Source organism: Intrasporangium sp., from assembly GCF_039812505.1.
Classification (GTDB): domain Bacteria; phylum Actinomycetota; class Actinomycetes; order Actinomycetales; family Dermatophilaceae; genus Intrasporangium_A.
In genome coordinates this window covers 1-9,252 of record NZ_JBDIAQ010000139.1, presented here as the reverse complement: position 1 = coordinate 9,252, position 9,252 = coordinate 1, and the positions used below count along the sequence as shown (strand labels likewise).

Annotated in this window: 4 protein-coding genes; 3 read left to right on the top strand and 1 reads right to left on the bottom strand. The window is 74.1% G+C overall.

Translation table 11 applies throughout. From position 1 onward, the window contains the following. Window positions 1–26 precede the first annotated feature (26 nt). Genes recC through recD form a run of 3 tightly spaced genes read left to right on the top strand, consistent with a single transcriptional unit; the run spans window position 27 to window position 8,664 of the window. On the top strand, window positions 27–3,533 hold the full coding sequence (gene recC / locus WMI84_RS14695; RefSeq protein ID WP_347354439.1) for an exodeoxyribonuclease V subunit gamma: 3,507 nt from the start codon (window positions 27–29) through the stop codon (window positions 3,531–3,533). Further along, entirely contained in the window at window positions 3,530–6,874 is a 3,345-nt protein-coding gene (locus tag WMI84_RS14690) for a UvrD-helicase domain-containing protein (protein ID WP_347354437.1), read from the top strand. The genes recC and WMI84_RS14690 overlap by 4 nt, the downstream gene beginning before the upstream one ends. Beyond that, a complete protein-coding gene (recD, locus tag WMI84_RS14685; protein WP_347354435.1) occupies window positions 6,871–8,664 on the top strand; it encodes an exodeoxyribonuclease V subunit alpha in 1,794 nt (597 codons plus the stop codon). The genes WMI84_RS14690 and recD overlap by 4 nt, the downstream gene beginning before the upstream one ends. A gap of 73 nt (window positions 8,665–8,737) precedes the next feature. Here the strand turns inward: recD and WMI84_RS14680 are convergent, their stop codons facing one another. Next, window positions 8,738–9,205, bottom strand: a complete 468-nt coding sequence (locus WMI84_RS14680) for a nitroreductase/quinone reductase family protein (protein WP_347354433.1) — start codon at window positions 9,203–9,205, stop codon at window positions 8,738–8,740. Window positions 9,206–9,252 lie beyond the last annotated feature (47 nt).

Below are 9,252 nucleotides of genomic sequence, written 5' to 3'. Positions count from 1 at the left end.
CGGGCCGCTGCCATAGAGTCACGCGCATGGGGATCGAGCTGCACCGCGCCGACCGGCCGGAAGAGCTCGCCGCCGCCTTCGGGGCGCTGCTCCGGTCCAGTCCGCCCGACGTCTTCGCCCCGGAGGTCGTCGTGGTCGCGGCCCGTGGAATGGAGCGGTGGCTCGCCCAGCAGCTGTCCCACACCCTCGGCGCGACGCGGGGCGACGACGGGGTGTGCGCCGGTCTGCAGATCCTCGCGCCGCAGTCCCTGGTCGGTATGCTGCTGGGGCGCGACCGCGACGACCCCTGGCAGCCCGATCGCCTCGTCTGGCCGACCCTCACCGCCATCGACGAGCTCGTCGGGACGACCCACTTCGAGTCGCTGACCCGGCATCTCGGGGCCGGTCCCGAGATCAGGGACGACCCGACCGCCGAATGGGAACGCAAGGCGCGGCAGTCCCGCAGGTACGCGGTGGCGCGCCGGATCGCCGGGCTGTTCGCGTCGTACGCGCGGGAGCGGCCGCAGCTGCTGGCCGACTGGGAGGCGGGCTCTGATCCGGGTGGAGCCGCCGGCCGGCCACCGGATGGCACCACTCCAGCCCCCGACGCAACCAACCCGGCCCCCGACGCAACCACCGCAACCACCCCGACCCCTGACACAACCACCGCACTTGGCGACTTCGTCTGGCAGCCGATCCTGTGGCGGCGCGTCGTCGAGCTCGTGCTGGCGCGCGAGGACCTGAACGAGTCGGTCACCGAGCGCCACCGGCGGGTCGTGGACGAGCTGTCGGCGGGCACCATCCAGCTCGACCTGCCCGCCCGGCTCTCGCTGTTCGGGCACACCCGCCTGGCCGCGTCGGAGCGCGAGCTACTCTTCGCCATCGGCGCCCACCACGAGGTGCACCTGTGGCTGCCGCACCCCTCGCCGTCGTTGTGGGCGGACCTGGCCGGCCGGACGCGAGTGGAGCCCCGTGCCGAGGACACCTCTGCCGCGCTGGCCCGGCATCCGCTGCTGGCGACCCTGGGCCGCGACGTGCGCGAACTGCAGGCGACCCTGCACACCCCCGACCTGACCGTGCACGAACCGCTCCCGTCCGCTCCCCCACCTCCGACCCGGCTCGGCCTGCTCCAGGCCGACATCCGCGCCAACCGCGCCCCGGACCCGGACCGGGCCACGACCGCCGGCGACCTGTCGCTGCAGGTGCACGCCTGCCACGGCCGGGCTCGACAGGTCGAGGTGCTCCGGGAGGTGCTGCTCTGGCTGCTCGCCGAGGGGCAGGGGGCGCTTCAGCCGCGCGACGTCATCGTCATGTGCCCTGACATCGAGCAGTTCGCACCGCTGATCCAGGCCACCTTCGGGCTCAGCCTCGTCGCCGAGCCCGACGCGGCCGCGGTGTCCCACCACCCGGGCCAGCAGCTGCGGGTGCAGCTCGCCGACCGGGCACTGGCCGCGACGAACCCGCTGGTCGACCTCGCCCAGCGGATCCTGGACTTGGTGGCCGGCCGGATGACGGTCAGCGAGGTGCTGGACCTCGCCGGCCACGAGGCCGTGCGGGCGCGGTTCGGGTTCGACGAGGAGTCGCTGGCCCGGCTGGGTCGGTGGATCACCGACTCCGGGGTCCGGTGGGGGTACGACGGCGCCCACCGGGGGGAGTACGGCCTGCGCGACCTCGACGCGAACACCTGGGCTCGCGGCATGGACCGGATCGCGCTCGGGGTGGCCGTCGCCGGGGACTCCCGGGCACCATCGGCGGCAGGCCTGCCGATCGACGACATCGGCAGCCGTGACATCGAGACCGTGGGCCGTCTGCTCGAGCTGATGGAGCGCCTCAAGCTCGCCGCCGACGCGGTGCGTGGCCCGAGCCGCGCCGACAGCACACTGCCCAGGGGCGTGCTCTCCGTGCCGGAGTGGGTGGACTGGCTGCGCGACACCATCGAGCGGCTCACCGACACGCCCGCCGACCAGCGGTGGCGTGTCGCCCAGCTGGATCGCGACCTGCGCGGCATCGGGGAGGCCGCCGGAGAACGGATGACGTTGCGCCTGAACGACGTCCGGGTGCTGCTCGGGCAACGTTGGGGGGTCCGCCCCAGCCGGGCCAGCTTCCGCACCGGCGCGGTGACGGTCTGCACCATGGTGCCCATGCGCTCGGTCCCGCACCGGGCCGTGGTCCTGCTCGGGGTCGACGACGACGTGTATCCCCGGTCACCGATCACCGACGGGGACGACCTGCTGGCCCGCCAACCTCAGGTCGGCGAGCGGGACGCGCGCAGCGAGGACCGCCAGCTGCTGCTCGACGCGGTCATGGCGGCAGACCAGTACCTCGTCGCCATCTACTCCGGCTTCGACGAGCGCAACGGCAGCCGCCGACCTCCCGCCGTGCCATTGCAGGAGGTCATCTCGGCTGCGGCCCGCACGGCGACCGCCCCGGGCGACGACGCAACATCGGGCGGACCGGGCGACCCGGAGCCCGGCTTCGTGCGGCGCCACCCGCTTCAGGCGTTCGACGAGCGCAACTTCACGGCCGACGGCCCGCTGCCGGGCGGCACGTTCGACCGGGTCGCGGCAGACGGTGCCCGGGCGCTGCGCGAGTTCCGCCGCAACCCGTCCGGCCCGCGGCGCCTCCTGACCGAGCCGCTGCCGGTACGGCCCGTCACCGCGGTCACCGTCGACGAGCTGGTGGCCTTCCTGCAGAACCCGGCTCGGGAGTTCCTCCGGGGCCGGCTCGAGGTCACGGTGCCGCGCGAGCTCGACGAGCCGGAGGACTCCCTGCCCGTCTCCATCGACCCCTTGGCGCAGTGGGCGATCGGCGATCGGGTCCTGCGGGAGGTGCTGGCTGGAGCCTCGCTCGGCGCGGCCCTGGACCGGGAGGCGGCTCGCGGCAGCTTCCCGCCCGGGTCCCTCGGCAGGCCTGCCCGAACCGAGATCGAGCGGACCGTCGCTGCGATCGTCGCGAACCGGGGGGCGACCGAGCCCCGGACCGTCGAGGTCCGCACCGACCTGCCGCCCATTCCCGACGGCGGCTCGACCCGGCTGACCGGCATCGTCAACAGGGTCCACGACACCACCATCTGGGTGCCGACCTACTCCACCGTCAGCGCGAAACACCTTGTCGCAGCGTGGGTCCGGCTCCTCGCCCTGGCCCTGGCCGAGCCCGAGCAGGAACACCACGCACTGCTGAGCGGCAAGAAGGGCAGCCAACGGCTGCGCTCCCCCGGCTCCCGCCGGGCCACCGAGCTGCTGCGCGACCTGGTGCTCTGCCGCCAGTCCGGGATGCGCTTCCCGATGGGCACCCCGCCCAGGACCGCCAGCGCGTTCGCCCGCGTCTACCGCGCCTCGGGACCGGGCGACACGGATGCGCTGCGACTGGCCTTCCGCCTCACCCGTCGCGAGTGGGAGGGCACCGACCAGTACCCGGGTGAGCGCGACAACCCTTGGTGGAGAATGGTGCTCGGCCCCGGGTCCCACATCGAGGACCTCAACCACCTCGACGGGCTGCGCCACTTCGGGCCGCGGATCTGGGGGCCGATCCACGAGCATCTGGAGACGCCGTGACCCAGCCGCCGAGCCCGGACCTGACGACGAGCTTCGACATCGCCGCGCCGCTGCCCTCGGGCACCACCCTGATCGAGGCCAGCGCCGGAACGGGCAAGACGTGGGCACTGTCCGCGCTCGTGGTGCGGTATGTCGCCGAGCGCGGGCTTCCGCTCCACGAGCTGCTCGTCGTCACCTTCAGCCGCGCCGCGACCCGGGAGCTGGCCGAGCGGGTCCGGGCGCGCCTCGCGGAGGTGCTGGCCGCGCTGACCGCTCCCCAGCACGACCCGGGCGACCGGGACGTCGAGGACGCCCTGGTCCGGCACCTGCGCGACTGCTCCGCCGAGCAGCTGCACGAGCGGGTCGACCGACTCCGGACCGCCGTGGCCGACTTCGACACGGCCACCATCGCGACGATCCACCAGTTCTGCCACCACGTGCTGCGGGGTCTCGGAGTCGCCGGCGACTCGGACCCCTACGCCACCCTGGCCGAGGACCTGACCGAGCTGCGCCGCGACGCCGTCGACGACCGCTACCTGGCCGAGTACGCACACTCGACCACGCGGCCGCCGAGCTACCGGCTGCTGAGCGCGGACTCCGCAGCCGCGCTCGACGACCCCAGCGCGCAGCTCTCGCCACCGGATGCCCCCGGGACGATCGGTGAGCGCCTCAGGTTCGTGAGCGGCATACGGGCCGAGGTCAGGAAGCGCAAGCGGCGCGCCGCGCTGCTCGGCTACGACGACCTGCTGACCGAGCTCGCCGACGCGCTGGAGGACGAGGGCGCGCCCGCGCGCCGCCGGATGCGGGACCGCTGGAGGGTCGTGCTCGTCGACGAGTTCCAGGACACCGACCCGGTGCAGTGGCAGGTGTTCTCGCGCGCTTTCGGCACCGAGACCGAGGCCCTCGTGCTGATCGGCGACCCGAAGCAGGCGATCTACGGCTTCCGCGGCGCGGACGTCGACACCTACCGCCGGGCGTCGGACGGCGCCGAGCGCCACCTGTCGCTGCCGACCAACTTCCGCAGCGACGCGCCGCTCGTGCGGTCGCTGCAGACGCTGATGGTCGACGTGCAGCTCTCACCGGGGATCGTGGCGCGCCGGGTCACCGCGCACCGGACCATCCACCGGCTGCAGGATGCGCCGGACAACCACGCGGTCCGCCTGCGTGCCCTGCTCGGCGAGACGGTGCCCATCGCCGCGGCGCGGCAGGCCATCTGCGCCGACGCCGCCGGCGACATCGCCCGGCTGCTCGCCTCGGCGGCCACCTTCGACGGAAAACCCGTGCAGCCGGAGCAGATCGCCGTGCTCGCGCATGCGAACCGCGACCTGCGCAGCATGCGGGACGCCTTGCACGCCAAGGGCGTTCCTTCCGTGCTGGTCTCGAGCGAGTCGGTGCTGCGTACGACCGCCTCGGGCTGGTGGCTGCAGCTGCTGATGGCCCTGGAGCAGCCGCACCGAGCCGACCGGGTACGGCTGGCGGCGCTGACGCCCTTCCTCGGCTGGACCGTGCAGGAGCTCGACGCGCGAGGCGAGGCCGGCACGGAGTCCGTTGCCGCACAGACCCGTTCGCTGCTGACGGCGTTCCATCGCGGTGGGATCGCCGCCGTGCTGGACGTCACCCGCGGGCAGGGCCTGGACACCCGCCTCCTGTCGCGCCTCGACGGGGAGCGCGACCTGACCGACGTCGTGCACTGCGCCCAGCTGCTGCAGGAACGGGTGCTGGCGGGCACGCGAGGGCTGCCGAGCCTGGTGGCCTGGCTGCGACGGCAGGGTCTGGACGACGCGACCGCCGCGCCGGACTCGCGGATCATGCGGCTGGACTCCGACGCGCGGGCAGTCACCCTGTCGACCATCCACGGCGCGAAGGGCCTGCAGTTCCCGATCGTCTACGCCCCGTTCCTCTTCGACAACTTCGTGGGCAGGGACCCCTGCCCCGCGGTCATCCACCGAGAGGGTCGACGCCTGCTCTCCTTCGACCCGGCCGAGATCGCGGCCGAACGCGTCGCCGAGGTGCTCGCCGAGCACCTGCGACTGTCGTATGTCGCCATGACCCGGGCGCAGTCACAGCTGGTCCTGTGGTGGGCGCCGACCCACAACACCCCGGCCTCGGGCCTGCACCGGCTGCTGTTCGGGCAGGCCGGGTCCCCGGACCAGCTCTCGGCGCTGCTCGCCCGCCGCGCCGAGCCCGCCGCGCGCGAGGCGGTGGTGGTCCCGGCGGACCGCCCGCCCGTCGGCGAGGCCGCCGCAGCCCGGGCGTTGCTGCAAGTCTGGGCCGACCACGGGGCGTTCAGCCTCACCGAGGTGGGCGGGTCCGGGCCTGAGCCACGGCTCGTCCCGCCGGTGGCAGCCGACCCGCTGACCGTGCGGAGCTTCGACGAGGGGTGGGTCGACCGAGCCTGGCGGCGCACGTCGTACACGTCGCTGGCGTCGGGAGCCGCCGACGCAGGCGCGACCTCGGAGCCGGACCAGGACGCGTTGGGACGGGTCGACGAGGAGGCCGTCGTCGTCGCCGACCGGGAGCCGACCGGGTCGGACGTCCCCTCGCCGATGTCGCGGCTGCCCGTCGGCGCGACCTTCGGCTCCCTGGTCCATGCGGTGCTCGAGGCGGCCGACTTCCAGGCGGGCGACCTGCAGGCCGAGCTGCTGGCCCGCATCGACGAGGAGCTGTCCTGGTGGCCGGTCGAGCTCGACCGCGAGGAGCTCGCCGGCGCACTCGGGGCAGTGCTCACCACCCCGACCGGGCCGCTGACGCAGGGCGCCCGGCTGTGCGACATCCCGCGCGGTGACCGGCTCGCGGAGCTGGGGTTCGAGCTTCCACTGGCCGGCGGGGACCGTCCGCACGCCCATGCCCGGCTGCGCGAGATGGCGGCGGTCCTGCGCCGGCACCTGCCGGACGAGGACCCGCTGCGCGGGTACGCGGACGCGCTGGCCCGCCCCGAGCTCGGTGGACAGGCCCTGCTCGGCTACCTCACCGGCTCGATCGACCTCGCCTTCCGGCACGGCGGCAGGTTCTACGTCGTGGACTACAAGACCAACTGGCTCGGTCCGCCCGGTGGGGAGCTGACCCTCGCCGACTACGCCCCGGCGCGGCTGGCCGCGGCGATGAGCCACTCCTCGTACCCGTTGCAGGCGATCCTCTACTCGACCGTGCTGCACCGCTACCTGCGCTGGCGCCTGCCGGGGTACGCGCCGGAGGCGCACCTGGGTGGGGTCATGTACCTGTACGTCCGGGGCATGGCCGGCCCCGCCACTCCGCTGGTCGACGGGCAGCCCTGTGGGGTGTTCTCGTGGCGGCCTCCGGTGGCGATGCTCGAGGACCTGTCTGCCGTCCTCGACGGCCGGCTCGAGGGGGTGCTGCGGTGACTGCATCGGACCCGGGCGATGCCGCGCTCAGCGTCACCGCGTCCGGCCGGCTCCGGGTGCTCAACGAGGCCGGGTTCCTCGACGGCAGCGACTGCGTCATCGCGGCCCGGGTGAGCACGCTTGTCGGGGAGGACGTCTCGGGTGATGCCGCACTCGCGCTCGCGTTCGCGGTCCGGGCGGTACGGGAGGGGTCGACGGCCCTGGACCTCGGCTCGGTCGCGGACCTGAGTGTGGACCTGGCCGAGGTGGGCGACGCTCGATCTGGCGCGCCTCGCTCCCGGCCGGAGAGTGAGCAGCTCGTGCGGCTCGGCGACCTGGCCGAGCTGCCCGACCCGGCCGAGTGGTTCGCGGCCGTCCGGGCGAGCCCCCTTGCCGCGCAAGGCGTGCTGCGCCCGGACCTCGGGCTGGTCTACCTCGAGCGCAACCACGCCGACGAGTGCCTGATCGCGAAGGCCCTGCAGGACCGGCGCGACCGGGAGGTGTCGCCGGTGGACCAGGTCGCCGTGACGGAGGCGCTGCAGGACCGGGGCCTCGACGAGGCCCAGCTGACGGCGGTCCGGCGCGTCACCCAGCAGGCGGTCACGGTGCTGACCGGCGGGCCCGGCATGGGCAAGACCTACACGATCGCCGGCGTGCTGGCCGCCCTCGCCGCCGGCAGCCGTCACACCCTGCGGATCGGTCTGGCGGCACCCACCGGCAAGGCGGCGGCGCGGATGAACGAGACGCTGCAGGACGCCCTCGCGAGCACCGCGTCGATCAGCCCGGCGGTCACCGTGCACCGCCTGCTCGGGAGCCGCCCGGACAGCCGGCAGCGGTTCCGCCACGACGCGCACAACCCGCTCCCCCACGACGTCGTGGTCATCGACGAGGCCTCGATGGTGTCCCTCAGCCTGATGGCCCGGCTGGTCGAGGCGCTCCCCCCGACGGCCCGGTTGCTGCTGGTCGGTGACCCCGACCAGCTCGCCTCGGTCGAGGCGGGCTCGGTCCTGGCCGACCTGGTGCGCGGGCTGGAGGGCGACGGCAGCGTCGTGCGCCTGACCAAGGACCACCGCCTCGACGACGACCGGGCCAGGCTCGCGCGGGCCTTCCGGACGGGCGCCCCTGGATCGGTGCTCGACCTGGTCGCCAGGGCGGCCACCGGCCTGACCTTCGTCGAGACCGAGGCACCGACGCTCGGGCAGTTGCCCGAAGTGGTCGAACACGCTTGGCAGCTGAGGGAGCTCGCGCTGGACGGGGACGTCGCAGCCGCCCTGGCGCAGCTGGGCCGGTTCCGGCTGCTGTGTGCCCACCGCACGGGCCCGTTCGGCACCCGCCACTGGAACCGGCTGGTCGAGCAGGCGCTGGCGGCGCGCGCCCCGGAGGTCGCGATGCACCCGATGTACGTCGGCCGGCCGATCCTGGTCACCCGCAACGACTACGGGCTCGGGGTGAGCAACGGCGACACTGGGGTCGTCGTCCGTACCGGCGACGGCCCGCTGGCCGCCGTCGAGACCGGTTCCGGCACCCGGGCGTTCGCGCCGTGGCGCCTGTCCGACATCGAGACGATGCACGCGATGACGGTGCACAAGGCCCAGGGCAGCCAGGCCGAGCACGTCGCGGTGATCGTGCCGCCCACGACCTCGCGGCTGCTCACGCGCGAGCTGCTCTACACCGCGGTGACGCGCGCCGAGCACCACCTCACGATCGTGGGCAGCCGCGCGGCGATCCGCGCCGCCGTCGAGACGCCCGCGCAGCGCTCCTCCGGGCTGGCCCAGCGGCTCGCCCGGCCCGGCGTCGAGCGCCGGGGCTGACACCAGCGGGTATGCCGCCGAGCCGGCTACGCGCGCACGCGACCCGGGCCACGTGGCGGGCACCGCGGGAGGGTCAAGGCTCGGGAGTGACCCGGAAGACCGGGTACCGGCCCGCCACGGCCGCGAACTCCTGGAGGGGGGCGTCGGGGTCCACCGGGATGTGCACGCGCCCACCCGGCGCGATCTGGCAGTAGCGCTTGATGATCGGGGCACGCTGCTGCGCGGGCACGTCCTCGAGGGTGACCCGGGTACGTCCACGGCGCACCAGGACCGCGCGACCGCCGGCGGCGCGGACGTTGCGGACCCAGTTCGTGTTCTCGCCGAGCATCGACACGAGGTAGTGCTCGCCGCCCAGGTGCACGACCACGATCGGGAGGGTCACCGGGCGCCCCGACGTGCGGCCGGTGACCTCCAGCGCGGCGGTCATACCGGGCCCCAGCCCGGTGGCGAACACCCGGGCCCACACACCGTTGACCGCCCGGGCCAACCGGTTCGGTCGCCCGCCGCGGTAGAGCCATCGGTTGAAGCGCTGGTTGGGCACGGCTCGCCCCTACGAGGTCAGGTCGTCGTGGTCGTCGTGGTCGTCGT

Coding starts and splice junctions, on each gene's coding strand:
- recC (WP_347354439.1), top strand. CDS start 27: ATGGGGATCGAGCTGCACCGCGCCGACCGGCCGGAAGAGCTCGCCGCC.